This is a genomic window from Arthrobacter monumenti, assembly GCF_054511255.1.
In genome coordinates this window covers 1-16803 of record NZ_JBTNCY010000003.1, presented here as the reverse complement: position 1 = coordinate 16803, position 16803 = coordinate 1, and the positions used below count along the sequence as shown (strand labels likewise).

At 59.9% G+C, this 16803-nt stretch carries 16 protein-coding genes; 9 read left to right on the top strand and 7 right to left on the bottom strand.

The window, feature by feature from the left end; genetic code table 11:
* Position 1: 1 nt before the first annotated feature.
* Entirely contained in the window at positions 2-919 is a 918-nt protein-coding gene (locus ACX80B_RS04785) for a carbohydrate ABC transporter permease (protein ID WP_459293626.1), read from the top strand.
* A gap of 17 nt (positions 920-936) precedes the next feature.
* Here ACX80B_RS04785 and ACX80B_RS04780 read toward each other — a convergent pair whose 3' ends face one another.
* Positions 937-1704 (bottom strand): metal-dependent hydrolase, encoded by a 768-nt coding sequence (locus ACX80B_RS04780; RefSeq protein ID WP_459293625.1) that lies wholly within the window; start codon positions 1702-1704, stop codon positions 937-939.
* 110 nt (positions 1705-1814) lie between these two features.
* Here ACX80B_RS04780 and ACX80B_RS04775 point away from each other — a divergent pair, with 110 nt between their 5' ends.
* Positions 1815-2090 carry a DUF2277 domain-containing protein gene (locus ACX80B_RS04775; RefSeq protein WP_459293623.1) on the top strand — a complete coding sequence of 92 codons (276 nt, stop codon included), beginning with the start codon at positions 1815-1817 and terminating at the stop codon, positions 2088-2090.
* A gap of 29 nt (positions 2091-2119) precedes the next feature.
* On the opposite strand, the gene purB is transcribed toward ACX80B_RS04775, so the two are convergent.
* A complete protein-coding gene (gene purB, locus ACX80B_RS04770) occupies positions 2120-3541 on the bottom strand; it encodes an adenylosuccinate lyase (protein WP_459293621.1) in 1422 nt (473 codons plus the stop codon).
* 170 nt (positions 3542-3711) lie between these two features.
* On the opposite strand from purB, the gene ACX80B_RS04765 reads away from it, so the two are divergent.
* Together ACX80B_RS04765 and ACX80B_RS04760 are read left to right on the top strand one after the other, a co-directional pair.
* The gene (locus ACX80B_RS04765; protein WP_459293619.1) at positions 3712-4011 is read left to right on the top strand and encodes a WXG100 family type VII secretion target; all 300 of its coding nucleotides are present in this window, start codon (positions 3712-3714) and stop codon (positions 4009-4011) included.
* Complete coding sequence (locus ACX80B_RS04760) at positions 4008-5369, top strand: PGAP1-like alpha/beta domain-containing protein (RefSeq protein ID WP_459293617.1); 1362 nt, start codon at positions 4008-4010, stop codon at positions 5367-5369. Before ACX80B_RS04765 ends, ACX80B_RS04760 begins: the two co-directional genes overlap by 4 nt.
* A gap of 10 nt (positions 5370-5379) precedes the next feature.
* On the opposite strand, the gene ACX80B_RS04755 is transcribed toward ACX80B_RS04760, so the two are convergent.
* Positions 5380-5790, bottom strand: coding sequence for a phage holin family protein (locus tag ACX80B_RS04755; protein ID WP_459293615.1), 411 nt, complete (start codon positions 5788-5790; stop codon positions 5380-5382).
* 126 nt (positions 5791-5916) lie between these two features.
* On the opposite strand from ACX80B_RS04755, the gene ACX80B_RS04750 reads away from it, so the two are divergent.
* Complete coding sequence (locus ACX80B_RS04750) at positions 5917-7050, top strand: histidinol-phosphate transaminase (protein ID WP_459293613.1); 1134 nt, start codon at positions 5917-5919, stop codon at positions 7048-7050.
* Between the two features lie 108 nt (positions 7051-7158).
* Here ACX80B_RS04750 and ACX80B_RS04745 read toward each other — a convergent pair whose 3' ends face one another.
* Positions 7159-8445, bottom strand: coding sequence for an aminotransferase-like domain-containing protein (locus tag ACX80B_RS04745; RefSeq protein ID WP_459293611.1), 1287 nt, complete (start codon positions 8443-8445; stop codon positions 7159-7161).
* Positions 8446-8479: 34 nt separating this feature from the next.
* A complete protein-coding gene (locus ACX80B_RS04740; RefSeq protein WP_459293609.1) occupies positions 8480-8908 on the bottom strand; it encodes a GerMN domain-containing protein in 429 nt (142 codons plus the stop codon).
* A gap of 829 nt (positions 8909-9737) precedes the next feature.
* Here ACX80B_RS04740 and ACX80B_RS04735 point away from each other — a divergent pair.
* Complete coding sequence (locus ACX80B_RS04735) at positions 9738-10637, top strand: SDR family oxidoreductase (protein ID WP_459293607.1); 900 nt, start codon at positions 9738-9740, stop codon at positions 10635-10637.
* Between the two features lie 31 nt (positions 10638-10668).
* Here the strand turns inward: ACX80B_RS04735 and ACX80B_RS04730 are convergent, their stop codons facing one another.
* Complete coding sequence (locus ACX80B_RS04730; protein ID WP_459293605.1) at positions 10669-11739, bottom strand: LuxR C-terminal-related transcriptional regulator; 1071 nt, start codon at positions 11737-11739, stop codon at positions 10669-10671.
* 288 nt (positions 11740-12027) lie between these two features.
* On the opposite strand from ACX80B_RS04730, the gene ACX80B_RS04725 reads away from it, so the two are divergent.
* The 3 genes from ACX80B_RS04725 to ACX80B_RS04715 all read left to right on the top strand — a co-directional run bounded on the left by ACX80B_RS04725 (position 12028) and on the right by ACX80B_RS04715 (position 14680).
* Positions 12028-12198: a hypothetical protein gene (locus ACX80B_RS04725; RefSeq protein ID WP_459293603.1), complete on the top strand. Its 171-nt coding sequence runs from the start codon at positions 12028-12030 to the stop codon at positions 12196-12198.
* Positions 12199-12269: 71 nt separating this feature from the next.
* On the top strand, positions 12270-13235 hold the full coding sequence (locus ACX80B_RS04720) for a lantibiotic dehydratase C-terminal domain-containing protein (RefSeq protein WP_459293601.1): 966 nt from the start codon (positions 12270-12272) through the stop codon (positions 13233-13235).
* A gap of 599 nt (positions 13236-13834) precedes the next feature.
* A complete protein-coding gene (locus ACX80B_RS04715; RefSeq protein ID WP_459293599.1) occupies positions 13835-14680 on the top strand; it encodes an HpcH/HpaI aldolase/citrate lyase family protein in 846 nt (281 codons plus the stop codon).
* A 142-nt stretch (positions 14681-14822) separates the two neighbouring features.
* Here ACX80B_RS04715 and ACX80B_RS04710 read toward each other — a convergent pair whose 3' ends face one another.
* A complete protein-coding gene (locus ACX80B_RS04710; protein ID WP_459293597.1) occupies positions 14823-16613 on the bottom strand; it encodes an amidohydrolase in 1791 nt (596 codons plus the stop codon).
* Between the last annotated feature and the right edge of the window lie 190 nt (positions 16614-16803).

Genomic DNA, 16803 nt, shown 5'->3' with positions numbered 1-16803 from the left:
CATGACCACCAAGCTCGAAAGCCCCTCCGCCGGCGATCCGTCCCGCAGCGCAGCCCTTTCGCCGCCGACGGCGAACCAACCCGCCCGGCCGCACTCCCCGGCGTCGAAACGGCGGATGTCCTCGTCCCTGCTGACGGCGCTGACCTGGATTGTGGGTCTGCTGTTCTTCGCCCCGGTGCTGTGGATGGTGATGACGGCGTTCAAGCAGGAATCGGCGGCAGCCTCCACCCCGCCGTCGTTCTTCTTCGAGCCAACGCTGGACCAGTTCCGGGCGGTGCTCGATTCCGGGGCCGGCGTCTACTTCGCCAACTCGATGATCGCCACCGGCGTTTCCACCGTTCTGGTGATTGCGCTGGGCGTTCCCGCTGCCTATGCCCTGAGTATCAGGCCGGTGAAGAAGACCAAGGACGTCCTGTTCTTCTTCATCTCCACCAAAATGCTCCCGGTGGTGGCCGTGATCATGCCGATTTACGTGATCGCCGGGCAGATCGGCGCGCTGGACAACATTTGGACGCTGGTGGTGCTCTACACGGCCATGAACCTGCCCATCGCCGTGTGGATGATGCGCTCGTTCTTCCAGGAAGTTCCGGCCGAGGTCCTGGAAGCCGCGGAGATGGACGGGGCCGGCCTGCTGAAGACTCTGCGGACAGTCCTGATGCCGATGGTGGCTCCCGGTCTCGCCGCGACCGCGCTGATCTGCGTGATTTTCGCCTGGAACGAGTTCTTCTTCGCCTTGAACCTCACCGCCGCCACCGCACCGACCGTGCCGGTGTTCCTGGTCTCGACGATGACCAGTGAGGGATTGTTCCTGGCCAAGCTGTCCGCGGCGTCGGTGCTGGCCTCGCTGCCGGTGGTCATCGCCGGTTGGATCGCACAGAAGCAGCTGGTCCGCGGCCTGTCTATGGGCGCGGTGAAATAACGACGACGACGGCGGGCCTAGAGGAGCGCGGCCAGCCACCTGAATCCGGCATCTGTCACACCGTAGATGGCGTAGAGCGAGACCGGAACCAACAGCGCCCACTCACGGCGCGAGCCGGTGCCGCCGAGGAGTGGAATAGCCAGGCAGCCGCCGGGTTTCCAGATGTCGCGCAGACCTGAAATCCGGGCGAGGCGGCGGGGCCGCTTGAGCCGCAGCGGCCACAGCAGCATGATCGCTCCGGTGGTGATCAGGTCGCCGGCCAGGTGGGCCAGTACTCCAAGTCCGACGGCGATGGGCAGCCAGTCGTGTTGCTGCGGCGCGTTTACGGCAATGAAACAGCTCAGACTGAGTGCCAGCAGCCAGCTTTGCACCGGGCCGCCCGCGAGTTTCAGCGACTTCAGCGCGAATCCCATCAGCAGAACGGACAGGACGCCGGCGCCCACCGCGATTTCACCGAATCCCGGAACGTCGGCCGTTGCGAGCCCCAGCCAGATTGCCATCAGGATAAATGCGGCCGCGCCCAGCAGCGAATGGGTACCGCGCCGGTGACCGCCACTGATCGTTTCGATGCCGCCCGCCAGGACCTTGGTCAGCGGGGGGAGGGCGTTGGCGATGGTGCCGCTGCGGTGGTCCAGGTCAGGCAGCAGAGCCGCACCCGCCGTCACCAGAGCGCCCGTAAGCACCCCGAGCGGACTGACCGGATACCAGCCGAGCGCAAACGGAGCCGTCGATGCCAGAGCCACCCAGGCGGCGGCGCCGCAGGCGGCATGGTGTCCACCCATCATGGCGGCACCTCCTGTCATTTTGTCGCTTCACCTGGTCACTTTTTAGACCTTCCGCCAACGCCTCTATGCGTGCACACTGGAATCAGGCAAACATCTGCAAGGAGACATCAATGTGCCGGAATATCCGTACACTGCACAACTATGAACCGGCTGCAACGACCGCAGAGGTAGAGGCAGCTGCTCTGCAGTACGTCCGTAAAGTCAGTGGCAGCACCAAGCCGTCAAAGGCCAACGAGGAAGCGTTCAACAGGGCCGTCCATGAAATAGGCCATGTCACGCAGCACCTCCTCGATGTCTTGGTGACGACGGCGCCGCCCAAGGACCGGGAGGTCGAAGCCGCGAAGGCCAAGGCACGTTCTGCTGAGCGGTTCGGCGCGGCGGTCTGAGTCCTGGCCCGGCCGGTGTGGCTGGCTTGCTACTTCAGGTGATCGACCAACTCGGCCGCGATGCCCGTGTAGCTGCCTGGGGTCAGCCGCATCAGCCGGTTCTGTGCTTCGCTGGAAAGCCCCAGACCGGAGACGAATTCCTGCATCCGTTCCTGGTTGACGCGCTGCCCGCGGGTCAGCTCCTTGAGCCGCTCGTACGGCTCATCCATGCCTTCGACGCCGGCGATCGCTTCGGCGCGCATGACCATCTGGATCGCCTCGCCGAGCACCTCCCAGTTCGTGTCCAGATCGTGCGCGAGCACATCGCTGGCGACGTCGAGGGCGGCCAGTCCACGCTGGACATTGGAGATGGCAAGCAGGGAATGCCCGAACGCGACGCCGATATTTCGCTGTGAGGAGGAGTCTGTCAGGTCGCGCTGCCAGCGGCTGGTAATCAGCGTCTCCCCGAGGGTGTCCAGCAACGAGCAGGAGATCTCCAGGTTTGCTTCGGCGTTCTCGAAGCGGATCGGGTTGACCTTGTGCGGCATGGTTGAGGAGCCCGTCGCCCCCGCCACCGGCACCTGCGCGAAGTAGCCAATGGAAATGTAGCTCCACACATCCGTGCAGAAGTTGTGCAGGATGCGGTTGAACCGTGCGACGTCGGCGTAGAGCTCCGCCTGCCAATCGTGGGATTCGATCTGTGTGGTCAGTGGGTTCCAGGTCAGGCCCAGCCCCTCCACGAAGGTCCGCGATACCTGCTGCCAGTCCGCCTCCGGGACGGAAGCGTAGTGCGCACTATAGGTTCCGGTTGCGCCATTGATCTTGCCTAGATACTCGGTATTGCGGATCCGTGTGAGCTGCCGTCCCAGGCGGTGGGCGACGACGGCGAGTTCCTTGCCCAACGTAGTGGGCGTGGCTGGTTGGCCGTGCGTGCGGGACAGCATCGGGATCTCCCGGGTAGCTTCCGCAAGTTCGACGACGTCGTCGAGCAGCGTCTGCGCCGCCGGCAGCCACACTTCCTCCACAGCGCTCTTGATGCCAAGGGCGTAGGAGAGGTTATTGATGTCCTCACTGGTGCAGCCGAAATGGACGAGCTCGCCCAGGTGGTCCAGCCCGATGATCGGCAACCGGCGCTTGATGAAGTATTCAATGGCCTTGACGTCGTGAACCGTCACGCGCTCGATCTCGCCGAGTTCGGCGATGGATTCGGCGTCGAAATTAACCACCAGGTCCCGCAGTTTTTCCTGCTGCTCCGCATACAACGGCGATGTACCCGGAAGCACCGAGTTGTCGGTCAGGTGGATGAACCACTCGACCTCCACAGCCAAACGGTCACGGTTGAGCGCGGCCTCGGAAAGGTGGTTTACGAGCGTTTCGACTGCGCCTTTGTAGCGGCCATCGAGTGGCCCCAAGGCGATCGAAGGGGTAATGGTGCTCAGGTCGACACGGTTGCGTACAGCAGTTTCAGGCATGGCCCTCATTCTTCCACGATCAGACAGGCCTCGTCGTTCATTACTTGTCCTCCACAGGCACCCATGCGTGTACCGGGTTGTCCACATCCCAGGTGCAGGCGATGGCGGACATGTTGTCGGCTCTCTAGCGTGAATTACGACGACGGCAAGAGGGCGGAAGGACGGACCGGATGTATACAACAGGGGCGGGACCACTAGTCTGCGGCCCGGGTTACTCGTACTACCTGATCGAAGAACGGTTGCGGGGCTGTGCCACGCGGGTCGATGAGCTGACCGGACGTATCCAATCGATCCAGGGCATTGATTGGCAGTCGCCTGCCGGGCAGGCCTTCCGCCAGTGCCTGTACGAACATCGCCGGACCATGACTGAATTGCATGAGCAGATTGCTTATGCGGCGGTAACACTGCGCCGGCTGGCGGACAATGTTGCAGCTGTGGCGGCCGCTGAGGCGAGCGGTGCGGGCGGATGAGCTTGTCTATCGAGGATGCCCTGCCGGAGCATTCCTGGTGGGTGGATGTACAGCCTGGCGGCTACATTGTCAGCGGCGGCGTTGGAGGCATCTCGTTCTCCTGGACTGAATTACTGCGCGGCGCTAAGGAGCTGGAGGTGTTGGCGGACGAACTCCACAGGGTGGAATCTGAACTGAACGAGTTCGCCTGGCAATTAACCTCGTTCCCGGCCGAGCCGCAACTTCGTGCTGAGGCAACCGCGGCCCAGATTCAGGTGGCCAACGTGGCTCGAGAGGCGTCTGCGCATGTGACAAGGTTCCAGGACTTGGCAAACCACCTGAACGCCGCATTCGAGACGTACGCTGACGTCGAAGGCTCACTCATAAACCAATACCGGAACTTCGAGATGAGCGCCCGGCGCGGCTATGACGCCTTGGGAAACAGGTCCATGCAGCCATTTGTCTCCCAAGAGGAGTATTGGTTCCATCCAGGTGATGAGCTGGCGGCGATCCTTCGGTGGGGAGGCCACATCTTGGGTGGCGCATTTATCGCCCGTCCGATTACAACCACACTCGTTCCGGACAGAGACGGCGATCGTGAAGTGACAAACTACGACGCTTCCCTCTCCGGCTTGGTGGAACGAACCGGAATGAGATGGGTTGACGGCGACGGCGTGGAGAACGTCATCGAAGTAGCGGTCATCGAAACCGAAGGTGGGCCGGCCCGGTATGCCGTCACCATCCCGGGCACTAAGGAGTGGAATCCCTGGGACACTGATAACCCGCTTGACCTCACCGGGGATCTGGCAGCTATGACTGGATCACCGCATATGGCAAATGCGGTAACGGAGGCTCTAAAGGAGGCAGGGGCACCGTCCGGAGCACCGGTGATGCTTATCGGGCACAGCGGTGGGGGACTGCATGCGCGCGCCGTAGTCTCCGATCCTGCTTTCCTGGCCGAATTCGACGCAAAGCATGTGATCACAGCTGGTTCACCGGTCGGGGGAATACCGTTGCCGGACGGAACCAGCGGTCTCAATCTGCAACAACGGGGTGAATTTGTCGCCAATTTCGATCTTAAAAAACCACCGGACACGAAGAACAATGTAACCGTGACGTTCCAAACAGACCCGCCGTACGACCCGTACACCGGTGAAAAAATGGACGGACATTCTGTAGGCAACTATGTCCACAAGGCCGAACTGCTTGAAGCCAGCAATCACCCCTCCGTCTCGACCACCGTGGCGGGGATAGCGGCCTTCGTGCCAATGGGCGCCAAGGTGTCGTCTTACAAGTTCAGCCTGGAACGCCAACCGCTAACGCCACCCAAACAACGACCCCCGGCCAGCCGCAACTATAAAGTGCCACGCAACTGGTAGGCGAGTGCCGCTACTTTCGCTTACCGGGGGTAATGGCGCCGACAAGCAGCGAAACAACGCTGATGATGATCGCACCGAGAATGGCGGACCAGAAAAAGGAGTCCACCCTGAACTCGATCGGGGTAAGGGAACTCAGCCACGAGGTGAGCATCAGCATTCCCGCATTAATGATGATGGTGAACAACCCGAGAGTGAGGATGGTGAGCGGCAACGACAACAGGCTGACGATGGGTTTGACCAGTGAGTTGACCAGACCAAAGATGAGGCCGATAAATAGGTAGCCAAGAATGAGGGCGACTGTGTTGTTCCCTTGTGCAAGGCCCTCGGCCCCGGAAGCTGAAATGGAAATGCCGGACAGGATCCAACTGGCCACCCACAGCGCCAGAGCATTGATCAAAACCCGGACTAGGAATATACCCATACAACTATGCTGACACAACGATCTGGGAAACAGCAGGGAATTCCCGGCTTCGCGCGGCCCCTCACCGCCGGATTGGCCATTTTGGCGATTCACTGCTCCGGGACCTGCTCCCTTAAGCTGGACGGTATGACTTCACTACAGAACCGCACCACCGCTGCTGAGGTTCAGCCCCGGGGGGTGCTCGGCAAGCTTCCCCGCTACGCGGCAGGTAAGCCGCCGGTCGCCGTCGAGGGGCTTGAGAGCTTTAAGCTGTCCTCCAACGAAAACCCACTGCCGCCGATTCCAGCGGTATTGGAAGCCATTGCGGATACGACGGCGGTCAACCGTTATCCCGATCCGGTTGCCAATGCCCTGCGCGCCGAACTGGCCGAGTTCCTTGACGTACAGATGGAGGACATCGTCACCGGAACAGGCAGCCTGGGTGCACTGAACCAGATCCTGGCCACTTTCGCCGGGCAGAACGACGACGGCGTGCCTGACGAGGTTGTATATCCCTGGCGTTCCTTCGAGGCTTACCCCATCTCGGTTGGCCTGTCGGGAGCGAACAGCGTGCAGATTCCCGTCAAGGACGACGGAACCCACGACCTGGAGGCGATGGCTGCCGCCGTCAACGAACGAACGAAGATCGTCCTGCTCTGCACGCCGAACAATCCAACCGGCCCCAGCCTGACCAGGACGGAAGTTGAGTGGTTTATCGGGCAGGTTCCTTCCGACGTCATCGTCATCATTGACGAGGCCTACCAGGAATTCGTCCGTGACCCCGAGGTGGTCAACGGTATCGAGATGTATCAAAAATACCGCAATGTGATTTCCCTGCGGACCTTCTCCAAGGCGCATGGCCTGGCAAACCTGCGGGTCGGTTATTCCGTCTCCAATCCGGAGCTGACCCAGTACCTCCGTGTCAGCGCTGTGCCCTTCGGCGTTTCTTCGGTGGCCGAGCATGCCGCAATCGCCTCGCTGCGGAACTTTGATCAGGTACTCGAACGTGTCCAGAGCCTGGTTGATGAGCGGGACCGTGTAACCAGTGGCTTGAAGGAACTGGGCTGGTTTGTTCCCGAGGCGCAAGGCAATTTTGTTTGGTTGAACTTGGGTGAAAACACACAGGAGTTTGCAGCCCTGGCCGGAGAACAGGCTCTGTCCCTGCGCGCGTTTGGCAACGAGGGCATCCGGGTCAGCATCGGTGAGCCTGAAGCCAATACCCGCTTCCTGGAGTTGTGTGCGGTCTATCCGAAGCGCCCGGCGTTCCCGCAGAACGCCTGAGCACCGTCAGCAGTAAGGCAACTAAGGGAGAGGGCCGCCGTCGGACAAAGTTCCGGGGGCGGCCCTCTCTGCAGTGAGCGGCTCTGAAGTAGCCAGCCCTCATGGTCCTTACCGCGCGTCGATGGCTTCCTGCAGCACCGGCGCCAAGCGGCGCACGCCTTCGGCGATGTCGTCGCCACCGACGGCACTGAAGGCAAGCCGCAGATTATTGTTTGGCTCGTCGGAGGGGGTGAAGGCTGCTCCGGGAATGAACACCACGCCGGCGTCAATCGCTTTCTGCAGCAGCGGGTACGTGTTGACACCATCCGGCAGAGTCACCCAGACGAAAAACCCACCTGCCGGTCGCGTCCAGCTGACACCTTCTGGCATGTATTTCTCCAGGGCTTCGAGCATTGCCTCACAGCGTTCCCGGTACAGCGCGCGGTAGGTGTCGATCTGGGCGCGCCAGTCGTAGTCCCGGAAGTAGGCCGAGAGCAGCATCTGGTTCAAGGTCGGCGGGCACAGGATGACCGCTTCGGCCGCCAGGTAGAACTTGCGCTGAAGATGAGTAGGCACCAGAGCCCAGCCGATCCGCAATCCGGGACCGAAGATTTTCGAGAATGAGCCGGTATAGATGACGTCGTCCGGGTTGTCCGCGCGCAAAGGCCTGAACACTTCGTCGTCAAACCGCAGAAGTCCGTATGGATTGTCCTCGAGGATGAGGATCTTGTGGGCTTTGCAGATATCGGCAATGCGCTGCCGTCGATCCGAAGCCAGCGTGATGCCGGAGGGATTGTTGAAGCTCGGGATGGTGTAGAGCATCTTGATGTTTCCGCCGTCGGCCCGAACTTCCGCGATCCTGCGCTCCAACTCTTCCGGGATCAGCCCATCTTCGTCCATGGGCACTGTTTGCGCGTCCACCTGATAAGCCTCGAAGGTGTTGAGCGCACCCACATAAGTCGGGTCTTCCACCAGTATCACGTCGCCGGGATTGCAGAAGATCTTCGCTGCGACATCCTGTGCGGACTGCGAACCGGCGGTGACGACGACATTCTCCGGGACAGCATCGGTGATGCCCTCGGCCGCCATTACTTCGCAGATCTGGCGGCGAAGTTCTTCGGTTCCCTGGCCCCCGCCGTACTGCAGCGCTTCGAGTCCATGCTCGGAGATGATTTTCGACGCCGTTTCCCCCAACCGGTCAAGGGGCAGCGACTTGAGGTAAGGGTTTCCTCCTGCCAGCGACACCAAGCCTGGCCGCATGGAGACATCGAAGACGTCGCGCACCGCCGATTGTTTGATATTTGCCGCCCGCGCGGAGAGCAAATGCTCGTGGAACTCCGAGGCGGAGGCACGCTCAAGGGCCACTTCGGTTTCAGCCGGCAACGTCTCTGGGCTAACTGTTTTGTGGGAAGTCATCAGATAAGGATAACGCCCACTGGCGCGAGGCCGATCAGCGGCTTGAGAGGACTTCGGGCAGCGGTTTTCCGTTGAGGGTGATGTCCGAAGAATCTGCGCCGGCGGCGGTCTCCGCGGCTTGGCTTAGCTGCGCCTCGATCCTCGGCGCATCACAAACCCCGGACTGTCTGATTGTTCCCTTGAGATTTACCGTCACGGTGCCGTCGGAGACGTTTCCGCTTGTAAACGTTAGGTCGGATTTATAGAGGGCGTTGTACAGACCCGAGCCGCCGTGATGCATGTTGTCGTCAGCAAGCAGGCGGTCCATTGTTGCTTTGAGTTGGTCCTTGAACGCCACTGGTTCTGTGAAGGCGGCTACGAGACTGTCACCGCAACCGACCTCTTCACCCGTCGCGCCGCCGTCGTTGAGGGCTATGTAATACACAGTGAGCGGAATGGCGGCTCCGGCTTGCGGAGCGGTCACTTGCGGTTCTGGAGTCGGTGAGACAGTTGGAGCCTCTGTGGTCCTGGGTGATTGGGATGCCTGCTGAGACCCGGAGGGATTGGTCGAATCCGAATCACTATCCGGAGTGCCGGCACATGCCGACACGATTATTGATGCGGCAGTGACGGCGGGCAGTAACCGAAAAGGGCGCCGGACCGAGTTATCCGTCCGGCGCCCTCTGTCGGGAATCTTAGCCCGCGTGATACCCATTCGGGGTCCATAGTGGCGGGACCGCATGGGCGGCATACTCAACACAGCGTGTACAGAAATAGCTGGCTTCGCCCAATTTGGTTAGTTCGCCGTCGTCATTAATCTCCGGTGGAATGAATTCCTCAATGTAGATGTAGGAACTCGTTTTGCAACGGGCACAGGCCGGAGCTGTTACCAACTCGTAGTTTTTGTGCTGGCTCCAAGGGCGGACTGCAGCGTCGGCGTGCGGGTTGTGCAAGGTGCTCCCGGGCGGAGCTTGCGAATGTACGGGTGCATTGCGGGTAATCGTCATGATCCAGCCTCTTTTCGGTAACCATGGACCCCGGTTTCAGCGGTCCGTGGCATCCAATTACAGACATCCAGCGGCCACTGCTTGACCTTGAAATAACCGTATAACGCTTTGATCACGAACTCAATCGTTCGAGGCTGTGAATAAGCTGATAGTGGCGTGGTCACTTCTGCTTATCGTCATGAAGTGCTATGAGGTGCAGTACCTTGAAAACCCCTCCCGGCCGTCAGTAATGTCGTAAGCAGGCTTTGTAATATCTCTGCCGCCGACAGGGCGGTGTGAATTACCGAGGATCGATGGGAGAACAAGATGGCTGAAGACCAGTACACGTTCCAGGACCCAACAAAACGGTTCCCGAGCATCAGTCCGCCGGAGGAACAAGACCAGCCGGAACCTGGCCTGGATGAATGGCTGAACCCCCATACTGACCGGGGTCAGGAATCATACCGTGGGACGGGTCGGCTTGAAGGGCGCCGGGCGCTGATCACCGGGGCGGATTCAGGAATCGGTGCCGCCGTTGCCATTTCCTTTGCGAGGGAGGGGGCCGACGTCGCTCTCTCGTATTTGCCTGTGGAGGAAGAGGATGCGCAGGACATAATTAAGATCATTGAAGAAAGTGGCCGGAAGGCCGTTGCCCTGCCCGGCGACATCAGCGACGCATCAAAGGCAAAAGACATGGTCGCGAAGGCTGTGGAAGGCCTCGGCGGACTGGACATCCTGGTTAATAATGCCGGTAAACAGATCAGTTGCGGGAAGCTGGAGGATCTGTCGGACGAGCAATTCGACGAGACGATGAAGACGAACGTCTACGCGATGTTCTGGATTACAAAATCCGCATTGCCTCACATGGAGGCTGGATCCAGCATCATCAACACAACCTCCATCCAGGCGTACAATCCGTCCCCGGACAAAATCGACTACGCCACTACGAAGGCAGCGATTAATAACTTCAGCAAGGGACTGGCGCAGCAGTTGGCACCGCGCGGAATCCGGGTCAACACTGTGGCGCCGGGACCGTTTTGGACACCGTTGCAGGTCTCCGACGGTCAGCCAAAGGAGAAGCTTCCGCAGTTCGGCAAGTCAACGCCGCTGGGACGTGCCGGCCAGCCGACAGAACTGGGCCCGGCATATGTTTTCCTGGCCTCGCCGGAGTCCAGCTACGTGGTTGGCGAAACGCTGAACGTCAATGGGGGGCAGCCAACTCCTTAGCGCAGGCTGGAGTGGCGGCTGCGTCATTGGACTAGATCCAGCCGGCCTCGCGCGCTTTGATTGCGGCTTGGAACCTGCTGGTGGCACCCAGTTCTTCAAGCATCCACGCAATATGCCGCCGGCAGGTACGAACATTGATATCGAGCCGACGCGCGATCGGTTCATCGCCATAGCCTGCGGCGAGACCCTTGAGGATGGATTGTTGAATATTATTCAACTTTGACGGCGGTTGATCCTGACCAGCGGGAAACGGTTGCCCGACCTCCCAGCCGATGTGGAATAGTTCGGTAAAGATCCGGATGAGATTGGTGTCGCGGATGACCAGTGCCGCATGGTCGTCCGGGTAAAGCTGGCGGGAAACTATGGCGAGTTTCTGATCAAAGACCATCATCCTGAGCGGCACCAGAGGCAAGGTTCTGTATTCACCGCCGGCGGGAGTCAATGCTGCTACGGCCTTACGCGTCGGCATGTGGTCCCGCGTGCTGTGATGCAGTATGTTCATACGTTTCACGCCACTTGCGAGAAGCGCTAGATCTTTCTTGACGCTTTCCTCGTGGACATCGGCCGAGGACCCCTGTCCAGGCTGTGCAATGAGAACTTGTTCTGTGACATCCCTGCCGTAATCAATGAGGAGCCGGCGTACTACCTTGCGATCCTCAATCACCTCGACGGTATCGTCCAGCGCTAGCTTCTTCCTTGCCTCATTATAGAAAGGGATGAGGCTGGAGAATTCCCTTCGCCGTCCCGTAATGGAGGCGCGCAGGTCTTGCAAGATTCGTTCATCTTCGTCCACCAGTTCCGACAGGGCTACTTCTGGGGACATCGCAACATAGCGCTCAGTCTCGGCAGTTGGGCGTTGGAGCAATCTCCTTTGACTGAGCTCCGAGATGGCATCATCGATTTCACGGATCGTATAACCGAGAGCGTCTGACGCCTCCTGTTTAGACCATCCAGGTTGCGCAACCGCGAACTGGTAGACATCGAATGAAACCGTGTCCAGCACAAGCGCTCCCTTCTCGGCAACTCCTAGAATAATCAACAATGTCACCTTATCGAGTAAGGACGGCGAAAGCCGGTTTTTTGCGATGAAGTCTTGTTGCAAGCAACTACTTCCGCTAAAAAACAGGACATGGCATTAAGCGGACAACTTACTGTCGGCGCTTGGACTAGTTGCCGCAGCAGCCGAAAACCCCGGAATTTCGCGGAAGTTGCAATAACGGCGACGCAGTTCTGCCTCACTTTAAGAGTGCTCAAGTCCGCTTGTGGCAATGTCCTGATGCTGATGTCTGGATAGGTGGACACCTAATCCGGTACAAGGGATTCTTGAATTGTCGGGGCGCCAAAGCCCCGGACGAGGCGAATGCCAGGTTCCACCTGAAGGGGAGATCTCATGTCAAAGAGCGTTGCGCGGTTTACCGCCGTATTGTTCATTGCTGCTGGGGCAGCGTCAATATCTGCACCGGCAGTTGCTGCAACTTCGACGACGGCCGACGAGCCCGCAGTGGTTGAAATTCAGGCCAAGAACACCTATCAACCCGCTGTCTGGGACTGGAAGAACTAGAACGAAAGTCCAGGCTCTAATCAATATGGCGGCCAGCGTGGGCCGCCGAATAACCGAGGAGGCAAGCCGCTATGACCCAGGTAGCCACACTGCGAGAGGGTACGGGAACTCTTGGTTCCCCACTTTGGTGGACTGTATCCGTCTACACAGGTGACCTGGCCGTGGCGGACGCCGTCGTAGGTAATTTGGTTGCCCCGCTGGCAGCGCAGGCACGGGTGCTTGGCGCCGACCGTTGGTTCTTCAACCGAAGCGTGGACCAGATGGGTCCTCACATCAAGGTTCGTTTCCTTGGGAGCCGCACAACGCTTGAACGGTTGCAGCGGTTCCATGGAGCACTCCAGGACCGGCTGGACAGTCGAATAGTCAATCTGGATATCGAACAGCAATATGTCGCCGGCATCAGCCGGCACCATCACAGAGGCACTCCACATGGCGAACTTCCTGCCCGTTATGAGGCGGAGCTGGCCAAGTATGGAGGAGTCGAAGCATTACAACTGGCTCAAGAGGTTTTTGAGCTTTCCTCAGATCTAGCAGTTTGGGCCAACCAGCGGTTCAGTAAGTCACAGAACCGTTCGGCTTTGGCGGCCCTGCTGCTCTCAGACTCGGCGCGGGCTATGTTGCGAGGTCCGCGCTCGGGACAGTGGCCGGATCGACGTCGCCTTTCTTGGGATTACTACTGGGATAGTCACCTCAAATGGCGCACCGCAGACTTGGGGCAGAACGGGCCCCGGGCACGTACCGCCATGGTGGAGCAAGTCTCCACCAAGGTTCAACCGATGCATTGTCTGATGGCAGCAACGGCATCGGATGCTGCGGTGCAGACTTGGCGGCGGCGTTGGTCCGGCTCTATTGATAATTACTTGTACCGGGCGGACAAAGCCCGTGCCAGCCGAAGTGCTCAGCACCTTACGCTCCACCAGGCGCAGATGATGTTGAACCGGCTCGGCTTCACATCCCGTGAGGAAGCCGCCCTTGGTCTCTATGCACGGACATGGACAAAAGAGACAGAATCCCAACTAGTGGAAGTGCGTCGATGATGACAACTGAAGCAGACGTCAACTGGACCGCAGATGCCCAAGACCTAAGCGCAGTACTTGGATGCTCGGTCGATGTTGTCGAAAGGATGAGAAACCTCGGATTCTTATCCCCCCATGGAGATTTATCCAATCTGGCACCATCCAGGGACTATGTCCGGGATGCAGCCTGGGCCGCTCAGGTTTGGGGCTGATGGATTGCACTGACATTAAAGCCGGCGATCGCCCTGCCTCCCCCCAGTAGGGCGATCGCCAAAAAAGCTGGTGGTCGCTCCGCCCTCCCCCCAGTGGAGCGACCACCAATAGACGGTGATCGCCTTGCCTCCCCCCAGTAGGGTGGTCACCTACCATATTGCTCTCCCCGCCGTTCCACTGGAACAGCGGGGAGAGTGGTTTAAGCACCAGATCCGGGTTACTGGCGGGAGCGCGTCGAAGTCCGCCGGGATTGGAGGAAAAGTGCGACGGCCAGGGTTATGGGATCAAGTCATTTGGCGGAAATGGTCCCGGTTTTTCGTTGTCGCCTGAGGAGCGTGACGGCAAAGGCGCTTAACAACACAAGTGCCGCCTATCGAAGGACGCCCCGGCTCACGTATGGTTTTTTCATGGACTCAGTACGAAATCAACGCGCCGCATCCCTTCCCGCCAAACTTTCACGCTCATGGTTGCTCGAGTCAGCGGGCGAGGGCGCCAACTTCCCTGCGGCCCTTGCCTCGGAAGCGGACTCGGTGATTTTCGACATCGAAGATGCTGTCCCGGCCGATGAGAAGAAAGCTGCGCGCGACCGGGTGGTAAAAGCCCTTAGTGAAGGTTTGACTGCGTGGGTGCGGATCAACGCCATCGATACCGACTTCTGGGCCGATGACCTTTCAGCCCTGACCCAGGTTCCGGGTTTGCGCGGAGTGATGCTGGCAAAGACGGAAAAGCCGGAACACGTCTCTCAAACCGCACTGCGGCTTCGGGCTGGGACGCCGGTGTTGGCATTAATAGAATCGGCGGTCGGCATTGAAAATGCGACAGCCATTGCCAAGGCCCCCGGTACGTTCCGACTGGCGTTCGGAGTGGGTGATTTCCGCCGGGACACTGGTGCCAGTGATGATCCAATGGCGCTGGCCTATGCACGGGCAAAGCTTGTCGTCGCCAGCCGTGTCGGCGAGCTGCCCGGGCCGATTGACGGTCCAACGCTCGGAACCGATGAAGAGGGGCTGCGGAAGGCATGTGCGGTGACGGCCTCCATGGGAATGACTGGCAAGCTGTGCCTGAAGACGGAGCAGACTGAAACGATCAACTACGGTTTGAGTCCCAGCCACAGCGAGGTGCAGTGGGCCCACGAGCTGCTGGAGAAACACAGTTCGGGAGAGGTGGAAGGCGACGGAAGCTATCTCCCCCGGTTGGCGCGCGCACAGAAGATCAACGATCTCGCAGATTCCTACGGGTTGTGGAACAGCTAGCGAACCAGCGATTAGACTGGCTGGATCATGATGACGTTAATCCGTAAATACCGTGTGCCCATTGCCTGGCTGGCGATTGTCGCCATGACGCTTTCCGTTGCCTACGGGCTCTTCACCGGCTTGCTGGCAGGATAGATCTCCGCTAGGGCTGGAAGCCCTGCAGCTCGTTATGGGTGAATTTTCCGCCGACCATGGTGGCGAGGACTTTGATCCCGGAAATCTGGTCGGTCGGAACGTCCATCGGATTCTCGGCCAGTACGGCAAAGTCGGCCAATTTTCCCCGAGTAATGCTGCCGCGCGTGCCCGCCAGCCCGGTGGCCTCGGCGGCGACAGTAGTGTACGCGGCGAGGGCTTCCGCAGCCGTGATGGATTCGCCTGGATCGCCAAAGGTTTGCCCGGAATCCGTTTGCCGGTCCACGAAAGCCTGCATGCCCCGGAGCGGCTGCCCGTCGGCCACAGGCCGGTCCGACGAGCCAGCCATCCGGATGCCGGCGTCGATGAACGACCGCGCCCGGTAGGCCCAGTTGGACCTTTCTTCCCCGAGCTCCCGGGTGATCTGGTCTCCCATTGAGAAGAAGAATGATGCCTGCGGTGTGACGGCGATTCCGGCATCCGCCAACGGTTTCATTTGGTCCGGCCTGGTCAACGAGCAGTGTTCAATCCGGTTTGGTACCACGGGGGCACCGTAACGCTCCCTGCATTCAGTGAGAACATCGATGGCCAGTCCGACGGCGCGGTCACCTATTGCGTGAGCGGCGATAGCCCAGCCGGACCGATAGGCGTCCAGGATCTGTTCCCACATGGCCAGCGGGTCGGCTTGGAAGTAGCCCCGCCCGGCGCCGGGATGACTGCAGTAGTCCTCACTCATCGCCGCAGTCTCACCGATCAGTGAACCATCGAGGAAGACTTTGGCCGGGCCAAGTGACAGGTAGTCGTTGCCAAAGCCGGACGCGATCCCCAGGTCGAGCCCATTTCCGAAGACATCCGACTCCGCGGTGTTGATCGAGTGCAGTACGTCGATGGTTGGCATCAACTGCGCCCGCGCATGCAACTGTCCTGTCTGCTGGGCAAAGAAGTAGGCGCTGAACTCGGCAGGGCTGTGCCCGATCCAGCCACCTCCAATTCCGGCCTCCGTGAAGCTGGTGATACCTTCGCGGGCATATTGGGCGGTTGCGCGCTCGAGTGCGGCGACAATCGCGTCGCGCGGGTAGGGCCGGATGAGGTCCTGAATCAGATTCTGCGCCGTCTCCTGCACCAAGCCTGTCGGGTTGCCGTCGTTGTCGCGTACGATGACACCGCCGTCGGGATCCGGGAAGCCGGCGATATCCGCGCCAGCCAGCCTCAGCGCGGTGGAGTTGACCACCGCCATGTGGCCCGAGGTATGTCGAATAAATAGTGGCCGTCCAGCCGTGACGGCGTCCAGTTGTGCGATGTCGGGGAATTCGCCGAAGTGGTCTTTTTGGTTGAATCCAGTGGCCATGATCCAGCCGTCGGTGCTGCCGTCGTCGCTCGCGATAGCCGCGGCCTCGGCGAGCAACGAATAGATGGAGTCCACTCCTCTGACTTTGGAAACGTCGACCTCGGCCAGCCCCAGCCCGAACCATGTGGTGTGGCAATGCGCATCGATGAATCCGGGTGTTACACAAGCGCCGCGCAGGTCCACTTCCTCCCGCGCGGTCAGCCCGGCGATGTCGGCATCCATGCCCATGATTCGCCCGCCCAGCACTCCGATACTCGTTGCCTTGGGCCGCGACGGATCCAGGGTCTGCACATTTGCGTTGTGCAGTAAGAGATCCAGTTGAAAACCACCAGTTTGGCCGGGTTGTCCAGGAGCGGCAGCGGGCATGGGGGAGACCTTTCCGTCGGCGTCATGTATATCGTCGCAGGAGCCAGTCAGTACCGGAAATGTGTCCGCTGTGGAGGTGCGTTCCACCCACAAAATCGAAGGAGTCGCCTATACCTAACTATCGTTTTCGTCAATGGTTTGAGCTGATCTTGAGGGAATCTTGTGGGGACTCTTGACTTTGGCGTGGATCCGGTGGTGGGTATACCCCATTTGGGGCGGTGCGGTACCCCTACAAGTAGGGCTGTGAATCACATCACAAAGTGGGAAGTATTGGGGG

Coding starts and splice junctions, on each gene's coding strand:
- ACX80B_RS04785 (WP_459293626.1), top strand. CDS start 2: ATGACCACCAAGCTCGAAAGCCCCTCCGCCGGCGATCCGTCCCGCAGC.
- ACX80B_RS04780 (WP_459293625.1), bottom strand. CDS start 1,704: ATGATGGGTGGACACCATGCCGCCTGCGGCGCCGCCGCCTGGGTGGCT.
- ACX80B_RS04720 (WP_459293601.1), top strand. CDS start 12,270: ATGACCCAGGTAGCCACACTGCGAGAGGGTACGGGAACTCTTGGTTCC.
- ACX80B_RS04735 (WP_459293607.1), top strand. CDS start 9,738: ATGGCTGAAGACCAGTACACGTTCCAGGACCCAACAAAACGGTTCCCG.
- ACX80B_RS04750 (WP_459293613.1), top strand. CDS start 5,917: ATGACTTCACTACAGAACCGCACCACCGCTGCTGAGGTTCAGCCCCGG.
- ACX80B_RS04745 (WP_459293611.1), bottom strand. CDS start 8,445: ATGACTTCCCACAAAACAGTTAGCCCAGAGACGTTGCCGGCTGAAACC.
- ACX80B_RS04725 (WP_459293603.1), top strand. CDS start 12,028: ATGTCAAAGAGCGTTGCGCGGTTTACCGCCGTATTGTTCATTGCTGCT.
- ACX80B_RS04775 (WP_459293623.1), top strand. CDS start 1,815: ATGTGCCGGAATATCCGTACACTGCACAACTATGAACCGGCTGCAACG.
- ACX80B_RS04765 (WP_459293619.1), top strand. CDS start 3,712: ATGTATACAACAGGGGCGGGACCACTAGTCTGCGGCCCGGGTTACTCG.
- ACX80B_RS04715 (WP_459293599.1), top strand. CDS start 13,835: ATGGACTCAGTACGAAATCAACGCGCCGCATCCCTTCCCGCCAAACTT.
- purB (WP_459293621.1), bottom strand. CDS start 3,541: ATGCCTGAAACTGCTGTACGCAACCGTGTCGACCTGAGCACCATTACC.
- ACX80B_RS04760 (WP_459293617.1), top strand. CDS start 4,008: ATGAGCTTGTCTATCGAGGATGCCCTGCCGGAGCATTCCTGGTGGGTG.
- ACX80B_RS04755 (WP_459293615.1), bottom strand. CDS start 5,790: ATGGGTATATTCCTAGTCCGGGTTTTGATCAATGCTCTGGCGCTGTGG.